Below are 14,269 nucleotides of genomic sequence, written 5' to 3'. Positions count from 1 at the left end.
ACAGAGGGAAAACATCATGGCATTAGCATCTCCACTTGAATCCATCGAAAGCGCGGTGATCTGGCTGCTGGTGGTTTTTTCGGTCGCCACCTGGGGCCTGGCCCTGCTCAAGGGCGTGCAGTTCGGTCGCCTCAAGGCGCAGGATCGCAAGTTCCATAAACAGTTCTGGGCGGCGTCGAGTCTCGACTCGGCCGCCGAGCTGGCGGAAACCCAGCCGGGTGCCGCAGCCCGCGTGGCCCAGGCCGGTTACGCCGCGATCCAGGTGGGCGAAACCCCGCACGCGGCTGACCTGAGCCAGGCGATCAACCACCAGGACCGCCTCGAACGCGCCTTGCGCCAGCAGATCGTGCGTGAACGCCGCTCCCTGGAAACCGGCCTGGCCGTGGTCGCCAGTATCGGCAGCACCTCGCCGTTCATCGGCCTGTTCGGCACCGTGTGGGGCATCATGGAAGCGCTCAAGGGCATCAGCGCTGCGGGCTCCGCCAGCCTCGAAACCGTGGCCGGCCCGATCGGTGCTGCACTGGTCGCGACCGGTGTGGGGATCGCCGTCGCGGTGCCTGCGGTGCTGGTCTACAACTATTTCCTGCGTCGCCTGAAGCTGACCGCTGCCGACCTGGACGACTTTGCCCACGACTTCTACAGCCTGGCCCAGAAGAACTCCTTCCGCGTGCTGCTGCACCCGGCCCTGAACAAAGCCACTGCCGGCAACCCGCAGAAAGTGAAGGAGGCGTCCTGAGATGGCCTTCTCCACGCAAGACAGCGATGAGGTGCTGAGCGAGATCAACGTGACGCCGTTGGTGGACGTGATGCTGGTGCTGCTGGTGGTGTTTATCGTCACCGCGCCGCTCTTGACCAACGCGATCCCGATCAACCTGCCCAAGACTGAGGCGGTCGCGCCGGTGGAGCAGAAAGACCCGCTCGTGGTGAGTATCGATGGCGCCGGCAAATTGTTTATCAACAAGGACGAAATCCAGCCGGACCTGCTGGAATTCAACCTGCAGGCGGCCAAGGCCAAGGACCCCGATGTGCGGGTGCAACTGCAGGCTGACGATGGTGTGAACTACGGCGAAGTGGCGCGAGCCATGGCGTCTATCGAGCGCGCGGGGATTACCAAGCTGTCGGTGATTACCGCACGTTAATTGCAAAAGCCTCGACAATTTTGTGGCCGTCTCCTTGGCAGGGTGCGGCCTTTTTTTTGCGTAAAATCAGTATGTGTTTTTGGTTATTAATAAATAGCTTCTTATTCCTTAACGAATATAACCCCCGTCCCTATACTGTCCAGCAACGTTAAACGCTGCAGGAGGGCACACCCATGCACAGCGAGTCGATTCGTTATCTGATCGTGCCGGGCTGGCAAGGATCGCCAGAAGATCATTGGCAAAGTCACTGGCAGAACAGCCTGCCCAACAGCGCCCGTGTGGAGCAAGATGACTGGCTGACGCCACGTCGCGAAGACTGGGTCGCCGCGCTGGCCGAGGCCATCGCGGCCGACAGCACGCCGGTGATCCTGATCGCCCACAGCCTGGGCTGCATCACCGTGGCGCATTGGGCAGCCACTGCGCCGGTGCACTTCCTGCGCCAGGTACGCGGCGCCTTGCTGGTGGCCCCGGCCGATGTCGAGCGTCCTGCCTGTGCGCCCGCCTTGCGTAATTTCGCGCCCATCCCCACCGACCTGCTGCCGTTTCCGAGCCAAGTGGTCAGCTCCGACAACGACAGTGCCGTCAGCGCGCCTCGGGCCCTTGAGCTGGCCCGTCACTGGGGCGCTGAAGCCGGGATTCTGTCCGGCGCCGGGCATATCAATGTGAAGTCCGGTCACCAACGCTGGGAGCAGGGGTTTGCTTACCTGTACCGCCTGCAAAGCCGCCTTGAGCATCACGCCCGGCGCACTGCCTGAACATTTTTCAACGCCCCGTCCCTTAAGTGGATTGGGGGCGGGAGCCTGCCATGAGTCTGCATGAAACCTACGGCCAGCCGTTGCTGACCTTCCCCGACGCCGAAAAAAGCCCGTTGAGCATTCGCGCCAAGGCGCTGGTGTTTGTCGACCCCCGTTCGCGCCAATTGCGCGAAGACCTCGAAAGCCTCGCACCACGCGCCTTGCCCGTGTTGATTCGCGGCGAAACCGGCAGTGGTAAAGAGCTGCTGGCGCGCCACATTCACCGTGGCAGCGACCGTACCGGTTTGTTTGTCTCGGTCAATTGCGGCGCCATCAGCCCGACCTACGCCGATGCCGAATTATTCGGCTACGCCGCCGGCAGCCACAGTGGCGCCGCCAGCAGCCGGGCCGGTTGGTTCGGTTCGGCGAATGGAGGCACGTTGTACCTGGATGAGATCGGCGATTTGCCGCTGCCGATCCAGGTAAAACTGCTGGCCGCGCTGGAAAACCACGAAGTCACCCGCGTCGGTGCCCATCAGCCCAGCCCGGTGGATGTGCGCCTGGTCGCAGCCACCAGCATCGACCTGGCCCAGGCTGTGGCCGCCGGCAAGTTCCATGAGCGCTTGTTCCATTACTTGAGCGAAGGGCGGCTGGACTTGCCCGCACTGCGCGAGCGCGTGGGTGACATTCTGTCCTTGGCCGAGTACTTCCTGGGCATCTACAGCCAGCGCCTGGACCTGCCGGTGCCGCTGATCAGCGACGCTGCCCAGCGCGTGCTGGAACTCCACAGCTGGCCGGGCAATACCCGCGAGCTGGAAAACGTCATTCACTTCGCGTTGCTGGTGAGCAGCGGTGACGAGATCCTGCCCGAGCATCTGAACCTGCCGGTCGCAGGTTCGCCGTTGGAACAAGTGCAGCGCATTTTCCAGAGTGCGAGCGCCGCCGAGCAAGAAACCCTGCGTAAATTCCTACATGAACAAAATGGAATATCAACGTGAATAAAAGATATTGTTCGGGAATAAAAAATCTAGGTATTGTCCCTTCCACGCCGCGATAGCATTTCGCTGGCACACCTCATAAAAATGGTCGTCAGAGACGCCCCGGAATTCCGATAAGGACACTGCATGAAAAAGGTTCTGTTGTTTACCGCACTGGCGGCTGCCCTGACTGCAAGCTTCGCTCAAGCCAACGAAAAACTGGTCGTTGCCGCCACCCCGATCCCCCACGCCGAGATCCTCGAGCTGATCAAGCCGACCCTGGCCAAAGAAGGCGTGGACCTGCAGATCAAAGTCTTCACCGACTACGTGCAGCCCAACGTGCAGGTGGCTGAGAAGCGCCTGGACGCCAACTACTTCCAGACCCTGCCGTACCTGGAAAACTTCAACAAGGGCAAGGGCACCAACCTGGTGACCGTGGTCGGCGTGCATGTTGAACCGTTCGGCGGCTACTCGAAAAAGATCAAGAACATTTCTGAGCTCAAAGATGGCGCCACTGTGGCCATCCCGAACGAAGGCTCCAACAGCGGTCGTGCCCTGTTGCTGCTGCAGAAAGCTGGCGTGATCACCCTGAAAGACCCGACCAATGCCCTGGCCACGCCGAAAGACATCGCCAGCAACCCGAAGAACCTGAAATTCAAAGAGCTGGAGTCGGCCCTGCTGCCACGCGTACTGGACCAGGTTGACCTGGACCTGATCAACACCAACTACGCTCTGGAAGCTGGCCTGAACCCAGCCAAAGACGCGCTGATCATCGAAGACGCCAAGTCGCCGTACGTGAACTTCCTGGTGGCTCGCCCGGACAACAAGGACAGCGACGCTATCCAGAAACTGTCCAAGGCCCTGACCAGCCCGGAAGTCAAAGCGTTCATCGAGAAGAAGTACAACGGCGCGGTCGTGCCTGCGTTCTGATGTAACTCAAAACCCCCTTCAAGGTTTGAACGCCGACGGCTTGCATCGCGTCGGCGTTTTTTTATTCCGATTTTTTGATAAAGAAGAGAACTTAGATTAAAGGCGTTAAATAAATTATTGGTCGAAGGTCACTCTTGAGTTCATCGGCAGGCCTGATGGATTGTGTCTGAGTGTATCTTTAAATTGTCTTACATTTTACGTTTTGCTTAGTTGGTTTAGTAGGGCCAAGCTTGCGCGTGTTGTAAGAGTCATCGCATGGAGGCGCCCGTGAGTTCTACCAACTTTTGGAAGCCAGTGTCATTATGATGAAATCCATTTCTCCTTACGATGTACGAACCCCTACGGCTGGCCATGTGAATGACGCTACTCATTCGCCATCTGCTACAGGATTTGAAGCAAAATACCCCGAAGATCAGTTCAAACCAGTCCCCAATAATATCCACATGGTCTGGGTGGGTTCCAAACCGGGTTCGAACCAGGATACTTATTTACGCCAGTGGGCCACCATGAACCCGAACCATAAAATAATGTTATGGGTTGATTCTACTCAATTTGATGCTTATGCAACTAATAAGTCGGCTCAGGCAAGAGCCGAAAGTGTTTACCCAAACTACCAGTCAGAAAGGCCTGTTCGAGGATTGTTCAGTCAACTTAAGACAGCAATTAACAACCCGCTGCAATGGCCTCGCAATCAAATCGAGCAGAAACAAGTTATTGCGGAACTTAATAAAGAGCTTTTGTCTTCAGGTAACAAAGCGTTGAAGGAAGCATTGCTGCCTGAGGGTGGAAAAGTTACGCCCCAAAACGCCTCTCAAGTGCTCAGTGCTTTTGAACGTCACGCGTCACGCACCGACGACAAGTTTCATCAAGCAGAAGCCACCATTCTTGACCAGACGACAAAGTCCTGGGACCGCTACGCCAGTAACCCTCCCCGTGACACGACGACCCTGGCGGCTTTACAGGAGGGTTTCAGCGATCTGAAGAACGTGCAGATACGTGACTTGAGCAACCCCGGCGACATACGTTTGCAGAACAAGGACGTGTATCAGCATGAAATCATGGGCCGCAACGGCGGTTACGCCGCAGCTTCCGACGTCGCCCGATATGAAATCGTCAATCACTATGGCGGCACCTACACGGATATTGACCTGGAAAGCGTGCGCCCGCTTGATGGCGCCTTAAATGCCCACCCAGACCTGATGCTGGTCGGCATGGCTGCGGGCAAGAGTGAGGCAAGTGGCAACGCCACCCCCTATTTTGCCAACGCACTGTTCTCCAGCCATTCCCAGAGCGCGATGCTGAAGAGCCTGATTGATGACATCGGGGATAAATACCGTTCGATGAAAGGCAATGAATACGCCGGCGACCGTTACTTCAGCCGTCCGAATAAAAGCACGATCGAAACCACCGGGCCCAACGCCCTACGTGGGCATGTTGACAGGGTTATACAAGAAGCCAACGGGCGACCGGAGCGGGCTCGCAACGACGCCGTCTCCTCCGCTGAACGTATCTGGGACATGGCAAAGCCACAGAATAAAGAGTACTGGGGCCTGGTGGATTCCCACTTCAAGTTCCCGGACAACTACGTCAACTTTGAGACCGAAGAACAGCAAAACAGCGCCACCAAAGCCATGGCGGGAGGTGCTGATCGGCAGCCTTCCACCCAAGGTTGAGCCTATGAAAAAAAGCCTCACTACGGTGAGGCTGTTTTTTACAGCGCCTGACTATTGATCGCCCTGCGCAGCGCCATCAACCACTTCACCAACTCCTGCGGATCCATCGGTTTCACTTCCTGCATGGTTCAATCCCTCGAATCTCAGACCCCCCAACCATAGCTGCCACCCGGCAAACCCGCGAATCCGGCGGTTATCTTTTTGGGTGATATCAATATGCTATTTGGGTATTTAAATTTTCTTTTTTATACCTTTAAAGTTCGCGCTACCCGGCGTTACCCACGCCGGATCGGATTGCGCCCGCTGCATTACCCTTGCGGCGTCATGGACTGGAAATGACCTTCGATTTCGCTTTTATCCTCAGCACGCTCCCGGCGTTTCTGAAAGCCGTGGGCGTGACGCTGCAAGTCGGCCTGATCGCCATTGCCACCTCGTTGCTGGTGGCGTTGATCAATGCGGCGCTGCTGGTGTTTCGCACGCCGTACCTGTCGCGCATGGTGGCGTTGTATGTGGAGCTGGCGCGTAACACGCCGCTGCTGATCCAGCTGTTCTTCGTGTACTTCGCGCTGCCGGCCCTGGGCTTCAATATTTCCGGGTTCTGGGCGGCGATCATTACCATGACTTTCCTCGGCGGCGCCTACCTCACCGAAGTGCTACGTGCCGGTGTGGAGGCGGTGCCGCTGGCGCAGATCGAGTCGGGCAAGTCCATCGGCCTGTCCGACTGGCAGCTGTTGCGCCATGTGATCCTGCCCCAGGCCGGCATCCTCAGCCTGCCGGCGTTGTTTGCCAATTTCATCTTCCTGCTCAAGGAGACCACCGTGGTCTCCGCCGTGGCGGTGCCGGAGATTCTCTACACCACCAAGAGCTATATCGCCCTCTACTACAAAACCTACGAAATGCTCGCCGTGCTGACGCTGATCTGCGTGTTGCTGTTCTTGCCGCTGTCGCTGTTGCTCAGCCGCCTGGAAAGGAGGCTCCAGCATGGCCAGTTCGGGTCTTGAGTTGTTGTGGGTGTCGTTGCCGCAATTGGGCAAGGGCGCTGCGCAAACCTTGTCGATTTCATTCTTGAGCATCGCCTTCAGCACTGTCGGCGGGGTGCTGTACGGCGTGATGCGCACCTTGAACAACCGGCTGATCAACGCGGTGCTGCGGGTGTACCTGGAGCTGTTCCGCGCGATCCCGGTGCTGGTGTGGCTGTACCTGCTGTTTTTCGGCCTGCCGATTTTCTTCGGCCTGAGCATCCCAAGCTTCTGGTGTGCAGTGCTGGTGCTGTCGCTGTGGGGCGCCAGTGAAGTCGGCGAAGTGGTGCGTGGCGCCTTGCATTCGTTGCCCCGTGGCCAGCGTGAAGCGGGGCTGTCGATTGGCCTCTCGGACCCGCAACTCTACGGCTATGTGTTGCTGCCCCAGGCCCTGAAACGCATGACACCGCCGACCATCAACGTCTACACGCGCATCATCAAGACCAGTTCCCTGGCGGTGCTGATCGGCGTGGTCGACGTGATCAAGGTTGGCCAGCAAATCATCGAACGCACCTATGAGTCGGTATTGATCTACGGCGTGCTGTTCCTGTTTTTCTTCTTTATCTGCTACCCGTTGTCGGCCGCCTCCAAGGTGCTGGAACGGCGCTGGGCCCAAGCATGAGCGCATTGATCGAGTTCCAGGGTTTCAACAAATTCTTCGGCGAGGCGCAGGTGCTCAAGGGCATCGACTTGAGCGTGCAAAGCGGCGAAGTGGTGGTGATCCTCGGCCCCAGCGGTTGCGGCAAAAGCACCTTGCTGCGTTGCCTCAACGGCCTGGAAGTGGCCCACAGCGGCAGCCTGCGGTTTGCCGGCAACGAGCTGCTGGGCAAGCAAACCGACTGGCGGCAGGTGCGCCAAGACGTCGGAATGGTGTTCCAGAGCTACCACCTGTTCCCGCACATGAGCGTGCTCGACAACATCCTGCTCGGCCCGTTGAAAGTGCAAAAGCGCGACCCGCGCGAAGCCCGTGAACAGGCCGAGAAACTGCTGGAACGCGTGGGCCTGGCCGACAAGCGCGACGCCTTCCCGCGCCAGCTCTCCGGCGGCCAGCAGCAACGCATCGCCATCGTCCGTTCACTGTGCATGAACCCTCAGGTCATGCTCTTTGATGAGGTCACCGCCGCCCTCGACCCGGAAATGGTCAAGGAAGTGCTGGAAGTGATCCAGGGCTTGGCCCGCGATGGCATGACCCTGCTGATCGTCACCCACGAAATGGCCTTCGCCCGCGCCGTCGCCGACCGCGTGGTGTTTATGGAAGCCGGTCGCATCCTTGAACAGAACACCCCCGAGGCATTCTTTACGAACCCGCAAGCCGCACGCGCGCAGCAGTTCCTGGAGAAGTTCTCCTTTGTTTCAACACTGCCCAAGAAAACCAAGGAACTGGAGTTGATATGAAAAAGTTACTGCTGCCACTGTTTGCCGTCGCTTTACTGGCCGGCTGCGATAAAAAGGCCGAAGAGCCTGTAAAACCTGCCGCTGTCAGTTACATCGACAAGATCAAGGCGCGCGACAAGCTGATCGTCGGTGTATTCACCGACAAACCGCCGTTTGGTTTTGTGAACGAAGCCGGCCGCTACGTTGGTTTCGATACCGACATCGGCCGCCAATTCGCCAAGGACCTGCTGGGCGATGAAAACAAAGTCGAGTTCGTCGCCGTCGAGCCCGCCAGCCGCATTCCGTTCCTGCAAAGCGACAAGGTCGACCTGATCCTCGCCAACATGACCGTGACCCCGGAACGCAAGGAAGCGGTGGACTTCACCAACCCCAACCTGAAAGTCGCGGTGCAGGCCCTGGTGCCGAACGACAGCGCCGTAAAAAGCCTGGATGACCTGGCTACCCGCACCACCATCGTCACCACCGGCACCACCGCCGATATCTGGCTGACCAAAAACCACCCGGACTGGAAACTGCTCAAGTTCGAGAAAAACTCCGAGTCGTTGCAGGCGTTGTCTGCCGGCCGTGGTGATGCCTACGCCCAGGACAACCTGGTGCTGTTCAGCTGGGCCAAGCAGAACCCGGGCTACCGTGTGCTGGAAGAAAAACTGGGTGATGAAGCGCCGATTGCACCGGCCGTGAAGAAGGGCAACATCGAATTGCGTGACTGGGTGAACACCGAGTTGGCGAAGTTGGGCGAGGAGAAATTTCTGCTCAAGCTGTACGACCAGTATGTGCGTAAAGAGCTGAGCGATGACACCAAGCCTGAGAGTGTGATTGTTGAAGGCGGGAAGTGGCAGGGCTGACCCGCTAATTATTGAGTGGCTGATCTACCGCTATCGCAGGCAAGCCAGCTCCCACATTTGAAAGTATTCACACATCAAAACTGTGGGAGCCGGGCTTGCCCGCGATGAGGCCCTGAAGGACACCCCTATTCCGGCCAATGCCAAGCCGGCGCATCCAGAATCCCCTGCCCGACGATTCGGGTCTCCCCCAACACCTTCTCCAACACAATCGAATTGCACCCCTGGTCTTGAGCATGGGCATTCAGTCGGCGTGGGAACCATTGGAGTATGGGAGCCTCCATGCAGATAAGGAACCCTGAACTAAGCTCACAGTCGCATACACACTGGCACGTCGGCATCACGCACAAGGAGCCTGCATGGGCGGTCGCATTTGCACCTGTATTTTCGGACTTGGCCTACTGGCGCTGTTAAGCGGCTGTGGCGAGGAAAAGGCTGAGCCCAAGCAGCATTCGCGGGTATTTGTGCAGACTGTACAGCCGGCGGACTTTGCCGCAGCGGTCACGTTGACGGGCGATATCCAGGCCCGTGTGCAAACCGACCTGTCCTTCCGCGTCGGCGGCAAGATCATCCAGCGCATGGTGGACGTCGGTGATCGGGTGAGCGCCAAGCAAGTGCTGGCCAAGCTCGATCCCAAGGACTTGCAGACCAACGTCGATTCCGCCCAGGCCCAGGTCGTGGCCGAGCAAGCGAGGGTCAAACAGACGGCCGCCGCCTTCGTGCGCCAGGAAAAGCTCCTGCCCAAGGGCTACACCAGCCGCAGCGAATACGACTCCGCCCAGGCCGCGTTGCGCAGCAGCCAAAGCGCCTTGGCCGCCGCTCAGGCCCAGCTGGCCAACGCCCGCGAACAGCTTGGCTACACCTCGCTCATCGCCGAAGCGCCCGGCGTGATCACTGCGCGCCAGGCCGAAGTCGGTCAGGTGGTGCAGGCCACCGTGCCGATTTTCAGCCTGGCCCGCGATGGCGAGCGCGATGCAGTGTTCAACGTCTATGAATCCCTGCTGGTGGAGCCGCCGCCGGAGGCGCCGATCACCGTCAGCCTCTTGGATAACCCGAGCATCAAGGCGGTGGGCAAGGTGCGTGAAGTCACGCCCGCCGTGGCCGCCAATACCGGCACCGTGCAGGTGAAAATTGCCCTGCAAGCGTTGCCCAAAGGCATGGAATTGGGCTCTGTGGTCAGCGCCACCGCCAATGGCCCGGCCAAGGCCAGCATCGAATTGCCTTGGGCCGCGCTGACCAAGGACCTCAGCGAACCTGCCGTATGGCTGATCGACAGCGACGGCAAGGCCCAACTACACAAAGTCAGCGTGGCGCGTTACCTCACCGGCAAAATCATCATTGGCGATGGCCTCAAGGGCGGCGAAAAAGTTGTGGTGGCCGGCGGGCAATTGCTGCACCCCGGCATGATTGTCGAGATCGCCCAGCCAGGAGCCCAGCCATGAAGCGCCTGACGGGAATACTCGCCGCCAGCCTGTTGCTGGTGGCTTGTTCGAAGGAGGAGCCGCCACCCGAACCGGTGCGCCCCGTGCTGTCGATGGAAGTGAAAGCCGAGGACCAGGAAAACCTCGGCCGTTTCGCCGGCACCATCCAGGCCCGTTATGAAAGCAACCTGGGCTTCCGCGTGCCCGGCCGCATTGCCCGCCGCGCCGTGGACGTGGGCGCCGAGGTGGAGAAGGGCGCCTTGCTTGCCGTCCTCGACCCTACCGACCAACAGAACCAATTGCGCGCCGCCCAGGGCGACCTGGCTCGCGTGCAGGCGCAATTCATCAACGCCCAGGCCAATGCCCGCCGTCAGCAGGAATTGTTCAACCGTGGCGTCGGCGCGCAGGCCCAGCTGGATATCGCCCAGACCGACCTGAAGACCACCCAGGCCTCTCTTGACCAGGCACAAGCCTCGGTCAACCAAGCCAAGGACCAACTCAACTACGCCGAACTGCGCACCGACCACGCTGGCATTGTCACCGCGTGGAATGCCGAAGCCGGCCAGGTGGTCAGTGCCGGTCAGCAAGTGGTGACCCTGGCCCGCCCGGATATCAAGGAAGCGGTGATCGACTTGCCCGCCGGCCTGGCCGAGCGCCTGCCCCATGACGTGGTGTTCCTGGTCGCCGGGCAACTCGACCCAAGCGTCAACACCACCGCCATCGTGCGCGAGATCGAACCCCAGGCCCAAAGCGCCACGCGCACCCGTCGCGCGCGGCTGACCCTGGCGGAAACACCGCCCGCGTTCCGCCTCGGCACGGCGATCAGCGTGACCTTGAGCACCGCCATTGCGCCGCGCATCGAAGTGCCCCTGAGTGCCTTGCAGGAGGTCGACGGCAAGACCCGCATCTGGCTGCTCGACACCCAAAGCCAGACCGTGCAACCGCGCGACATCAGCCTGATCAGCCGTGACGCCAACAGCGCCTTGCTCAATGGCGGCGTCAAACCCGGCGAGCGTATCGTCACTGCTGGCGTGAACAGCCTGAAGCCTGGGCAAAAAATCAAAATCGACGAGGACAGCCCGCGATGAAAGGGAGCTTCAACTTATCCGACTGGGCCCTCAAGCATCAGTCCTTCGTCTGGTACCTGATGTTCGTCGCGCTGCTGATGGGCGTGTTCTCCTACATGAATCTGGGCCGCGAGGAAGACCCTTCGTTCACCATCAAGACCATGGTGATCCAGACCCGCTGGCCGGGCGCGACCCAGGAAGAAACCCTCAAGCAGGTCACCGACCGCATCGAGAAAAAACTCGAAGAACTCGACTCCCTCGACTACGTGAAAAGCTACACGCGGCCAGGCGAGTCCACGGTGTTCGTGTTCCTCAAGGACACCACCAGCGCCAAGGCCATTCCGGAGATCTGGTACCAGGTCCGCAAGAAGATCGACGACATTCGCGGCACCTTCCCCCAGGGCTTGCAGGGCCCATCGTTCAACGATGAGTTCGGTGACGTGTTCGGCTCGGTGTATGCCTTTACCGGCGACGGCCTGTCGATGCGCCAGCTGCGTGACTACGTGGAGCAGGTGCGCGCCGAGATCCGTTCGGTGCCAGGACTGGGCAAGGTCGAGATGATCGGCCAGCAGGACGAAGTGATTTACCTGAATTTTTCCACGCGCAAACTGGCGGCCCTGGGGATTGACCAGCGCCAGGTGGTGCAGAGTCTGCAATCGCAGAACGCGGTGACGCCGGCCGGGGTGATCGAGGCCGGGCCCGAGCGGATTTCCGTGCGCACGTCGGGGCAGTTCGCTTCGGAGAAAGACCTGGCCAATGTGAATCTGCGGCTCAATGACCGCTTTTATCGCCTGGCGGACATTGCCGATATCAGTCGTGGCTATGTGGACCCGGCGCGACCGATGTTCCGCTTCAATGGCAAGCCGGCCATCGGCTTGGCGATTGCCATGCAGAAGGGTGGCAATATCCAGTCGTTCGGCAAGGCCCTGCACGGGCGCATGGATGAACTGACCGCCGACCTGCCGGTGGGCGTCGGCGTGCACAAGGTGTCCGACCAGGCGGAAGTGGTGGAGGAGGCCGTCGGCGGTTTTACCAGTGCGCTGTTCGAAGCGGTGATCATCGTGTTGGTGGTGAGCTTTATCAGCTTGGGCATGCGCGCCGGCTTGGTGGTGGCGTGTTCGATTCCGTTGGTGCTGGCGTTGGTGTTCGTGTTCATGGAATACAGCGGCATCACCATGCAGCGGGTGTCCCTGGGCGCGCTGATTATCGCCCTTGGCCTGCTGGTGGACGACGCGATGATCACCGTCGAAATGATGATCACGCGCCTGGAAAAAGGCGAAACCAAGGAGCAGGCGGCGACCTACGCCTACACCTCCACGGCGTTCCCGATGCTGACCGGTACCCTGGTGACGGTCGCCGGGTTTGTGCCCATCGGCCTCAACGCCAGTTCGGCGGGCGAGTACACCTTCACCCTGTTCGCGGTGATTGCCGTGGCGATGCTGGTGTCGTGGGTGGTGGCGGTGCTGTTTGCGCCGGTAATCGGCGTGCATATCCTTAGCGCCAAGGTGAAGCCTCACGATGCCGAGCCGGGGCGAATTGGCCGGGCGTTCAATGGCGGCATGCTCTGGGCCATGCGTAACCGTTGGTGGGCGATTGGCATCACCGTGGCGCTGTTTGTGGCATCGGTGTTCTCCATGCAGTTTGTGCAGAACCAGTTCTTCCCGTCATCGGACCGCCCGGAAATCCTGGTTGACCTGAACCTGCCGCAAAACGCCTCGATCAACGAGACCCGTAAGGCCGTCGACCGCCTGGAAGCGATCATCAAGGACGACCCGGACATCGCGCGTTGGAGCACCTATATCGGTCAGGGCGCGATCCGGTTCTACCTGCCGTTGGACCAGCAACTGGAAAATCCCTACTACGCGCAGTTGGTCATCGTGAGCAAGGGCCTGGAAGAGCGCGGCGAGTTGATCGCACGCCTGCAAAAGCGCCTGCGCGATGACTTCGTCGGCATTGGCAGCTTTGTGCAGCCGCTGGAAATGGGCCCGCCGGTAGGTAGGCCGATTCAGTATCGCGTGTCGGGCAAAGACACCGACCAAGTACGCAAACACGCCATCGAACTGGCGACCTTGCTCGACAAGAACACCCACCTGGGCGAGATCATCTACGACTGGAACGAGCCGGGCAAAGTGCTACGCATCGACATCGCCCAGGACAAGGCGCGCCAGCTGGGGCTGTCGTCGGAAGACGTGGCGCAGTTGATGAACAGCGTGGTCAGCGGCGCCTCGGTGACCCAGGTGCATGACGATATCTACCTGATCAACGTGGTCGGCCGCGCCGAAGATGCCGAACGCGGCACGCCGGAAACCTTGCAGAACCTGCAGATCGTCACACCCAACGGCACCTCGATTCCGCTGCTGGCGTTCGCCACGGTGCGCTACGAGCTGGAGCAGCCGCTGGTGTGGCGCCGCGACCGTAAACCGACGATCACCATCAAGGCGTCGGTGCGTGATGAGATGCAGCCGACGGACCTGGTGAAACAGCTCAAGCCGGAGATCGATAAGTTCAGCGCCGGCTTGCCGGTGGGCTACAAGGTCGCCACCGGCGGCACCGTGGAAGAAAGCGGCAAGGCCCAGGGCCCGATTGCCAGCGTGGTGCCGTTGATGCTGTTCCTCATGGCGACCTTCCTGATGATCCAGTTGCACAGCGTGCAGAAGATGTTCCTGGTGGCGAGTGTCGCGCCGCTCGGTTTGATCGGCGTGGTGCTGGCGTTGATCCCCACGGGCACGCCCATGGGCTTTGTGGCGATCCTGGGGATCCTGGCGCTGATCGGCATCATCATCCGCAACTCGGTGATTCTGGTGACGCAGATTCATGAATACGAAGTGGCGGGCTATACGCCGTGGGATGCGGTGGTGGAAGCCACCGAGCATCGGCGCCGGCCGATCCTGCTGACGGCGGCGGCGGCGAGCCTGGGCATGATCCCCATCGCGCGTGAGGTGTTCTGGGGGCCAATGGCCTACGCGATGATTGGCGGGATCATCATTGCGACTTTGCTTACACTTTTGTTTTTGCCCGCGTTGTATGTGGCTTGGTACAAGATCCGCGAGCCCAAACACGAACAGAGCTGAA

13 protein-coding genes and 1 pseudogene are annotated in these 14,269 nt (G+C 59.9%); 13 read left to right on the top strand and 1 reads right to left on the bottom strand.

Going from position 1 to position 14,269, the window contains the following annotated elements; genetic code table 11:
* The first annotated feature begins 16 nt into the window (after positions 1–16).
* The 10 genes from ACP7BX_RS27045 to ACP7BX_RS27000 all read left to right on the top strand — a co-directional run bounded on the left by ACP7BX_RS27045 (position 17) and on the right by ACP7BX_RS27000 (position 8,712).
* Positions 17–736 carry a MotA/TolQ/ExbB proton channel family protein gene (locus ACP7BX_RS27045; RefSeq protein WP_426130756.1) on the top strand — a complete coding sequence of 240 codons (720 nt, stop codon included), beginning with the start codon at positions 17–19 and terminating at the stop codon, positions 734–736.
* 1 nt (position 737) lies between these two features.
* Positions 738–1,139, top strand: coding sequence for an ExbD/TolR family protein (locus ACP7BX_RS27040; protein WP_010565408.1), 402 nt, complete (start codon positions 738–740; stop codon positions 1,137–1,139).
* Between the two features lie 173 nt (positions 1,140–1,312).
* Complete coding sequence (locus tag ACP7BX_RS27035) at positions 1,313–1,894, top strand: alpha/beta hydrolase (RefSeq protein ID WP_426130758.1); 582 nt, start codon at positions 1,313–1,315, stop codon at positions 1,892–1,894.
* Positions 1,895–1,944: 50 nt separating this feature from the next.
* Entirely contained in the window at positions 1,945–2,871 is a 927-nt protein-coding gene (locus ACP7BX_RS27030) for a sigma 54-interacting transcriptional regulator (RefSeq protein WP_426130760.1), read from the top strand.
* A gap of 126 nt (positions 2,872–2,997) precedes the next feature.
* Entirely contained in the window at positions 2,998–3,780 is a 783-nt protein-coding gene (locus ACP7BX_RS27025; RefSeq protein WP_133076561.1) for a MetQ/NlpA family ABC transporter substrate-binding protein, read from the top strand.
* Positions 3,781–4,082: 302 nt separating this feature from the next.
* Entirely contained in the window at positions 4,083–5,453 is a 1,371-nt protein-coding gene (locus ACP7BX_RS27020) for a TcdA/TcdB catalytic glycosyltransferase domain-containing protein (protein WP_426130763.1), read from the top strand.
* Between the two features lie 335 nt (positions 5,454–5,788).
* Positions 5,789–6,454: an amino acid ABC transporter permease gene (locus tag ACP7BX_RS27015; RefSeq protein WP_426130765.1), complete on the top strand. Its 666-nt coding sequence runs from the start codon at positions 5,789–5,791 to the stop codon at positions 6,452–6,454.
* Positions 6,435–7,094, top strand: a complete 660-nt coding sequence (locus tag ACP7BX_RS27010) for an amino acid ABC transporter permease (protein ID WP_426130767.1) — start codon at positions 6,435–6,437, stop codon at positions 7,092–7,094. The genes ACP7BX_RS27015 and ACP7BX_RS27010 overlap by 20 nt, the downstream gene beginning before the upstream one ends.
* The gene (locus ACP7BX_RS27005) at positions 7,091–7,867 is read left to right on the top strand and encodes an amino acid ABC transporter ATP-binding protein (protein ID WP_426130769.1); all 777 of its coding nucleotides are present in this window, start codon (positions 7,091–7,093) and stop codon (positions 7,865–7,867) included. Before ACP7BX_RS27010 ends, ACP7BX_RS27005 begins: the two co-directional genes overlap by 4 nt.
* The gene (locus tag ACP7BX_RS27000; protein ID WP_068937731.1) at positions 7,864–8,712 is read left to right on the top strand and encodes a transporter substrate-binding domain-containing protein; all 849 of its coding nucleotides are present in this window, start codon (positions 7,864–7,866) and stop codon (positions 8,710–8,712) included. Before ACP7BX_RS27005 ends, ACP7BX_RS27000 begins: the two co-directional genes overlap by 4 nt.
* 125 nt (positions 8,713–8,837) lie before the next feature.
* On the opposite strand, the pseudogene ACP7BX_RS26995 reads toward ACP7BX_RS27000, so the two are convergent.
* Positions 8,838–8,951: pseudogene (locus ACP7BX_RS26995) on the bottom strand (ATP-binding protein); the annotation flags it as partial.
* A 117-nt stretch (positions 8,952–9,068) separates the two neighbouring features.
* On the opposite strand from ACP7BX_RS26995, the gene ACP7BX_RS26990 reads away from it, so the two are divergent.
* From ACP7BX_RS26990 to ACP7BX_RS26980, 3 genes are read left to right on the top strand one after another with little or no spacing between them, the layout of a single operon-like run.
* A complete protein-coding gene (locus tag ACP7BX_RS26990) occupies positions 9,069–10,151 on the top strand; it encodes an efflux RND transporter periplasmic adaptor subunit (protein WP_426130771.1) in 1,083 nt (360 codons plus the stop codon).
* Positions 10,148–11,218 carry an efflux RND transporter periplasmic adaptor subunit gene (locus ACP7BX_RS26985; RefSeq protein ID WP_426130773.1) on the top strand — a complete coding sequence of 357 codons (1,071 nt, stop codon included), beginning with the start codon at positions 10,148–10,150 and terminating at the stop codon, positions 11,216–11,218. The genes ACP7BX_RS26990 and ACP7BX_RS26985 overlap by 4 nt, the downstream gene beginning before the upstream one ends.
* Positions 11,215–14,268, top strand: a complete 3,054-nt coding sequence (locus tag ACP7BX_RS26980) for an efflux RND transporter permease subunit (RefSeq protein WP_038850331.1) — start codon at positions 11,215–11,217, stop codon at positions 14,266–14,268. The genes ACP7BX_RS26985 and ACP7BX_RS26980 overlap by 4 nt, the downstream gene beginning before the upstream one ends.
* Position 14,269: the final 1 nt, after the last annotated feature.

Origin of the sequence: Pseudomonas sp. DWP3-1-3b3, assembly GCF_049896305.1 — a bacterium.
GTDB classification, from domain to species: Bacteria; Pseudomonadota; Gammaproteobacteria; order Pseudomonadales; family Pseudomonadaceae; genus Aquipseudomonas; species Aquipseudomonas azotoformans_A.
This window is presented reverse-complemented; position numbering and strand designations above follow the sequence as displayed.

Coding starts and splice junctions, on each gene's coding strand:
- ACP7BX_RS27045 (WP_426130756.1), top strand. CDS start 17: ATGGCATTAGCATCTCCACTTGAATCCATCGAAAGCGCGGTGATCTGG.
- ACP7BX_RS27040 (WP_010565408.1), top strand. CDS start 738: ATGGCCTTCTCCACGCAAGACAGCGATGAGGTGCTGAGCGAGATCAAC.
- ACP7BX_RS27035 (WP_426130758.1), top strand. CDS start 1,313: ATGCACAGCGAGTCGATTCGTTATCTGATCGTGCCGGGCTGGCAAGGA.
- ACP7BX_RS27030 (WP_426130760.1), top strand. CDS start 1,945: ATGAGTCTGCATGAAACCTACGGCCAGCCGTTGCTGACCTTCCCCGAC.
- ACP7BX_RS27025 (WP_133076561.1), top strand. CDS start 2,998: ATGAAAAAGGTTCTGTTGTTTACCGCACTGGCGGCTGCCCTGACTGCA.
- ACP7BX_RS27020 (WP_426130763.1), top strand. CDS start 4,083: ATGATGAAATCCATTTCTCCTTACGATGTACGAACCCCTACGGCTGGC.
- ACP7BX_RS27015 (WP_426130765.1), top strand. CDS start 5,789: ATGACCTTCGATTTCGCTTTTATCCTCAGCACGCTCCCGGCGTTTCTG.
- ACP7BX_RS27010 (WP_426130767.1), top strand. CDS start 6,435: ATGGCCAGTTCGGGTCTTGAGTTGTTGTGGGTGTCGTTGCCGCAATTG.
- ACP7BX_RS27005 (WP_426130769.1), top strand. CDS start 7,091: ATGAGCGCATTGATCGAGTTCCAGGGTTTCAACAAATTCTTCGGCGAG.
- ACP7BX_RS27000 (WP_068937731.1), top strand. CDS start 7,864: ATGAAAAAGTTACTGCTGCCACTGTTTGCCGTCGCTTTACTGGCCGGC.
- ACP7BX_RS26990 (WP_426130771.1), top strand. CDS start 9,069: ATGGGCGGTCGCATTTGCACCTGTATTTTCGGACTTGGCCTACTGGCG.
- ACP7BX_RS26985 (WP_426130773.1), top strand. CDS start 10,148: ATGAAGCGCCTGACGGGAATACTCGCCGCCAGCCTGTTGCTGGTGGCT.
- ACP7BX_RS26980 (WP_038850331.1), top strand. CDS start 11,215: ATGAAAGGGAGCTTCAACTTATCCGACTGGGCCCTCAAGCATCAGTCC.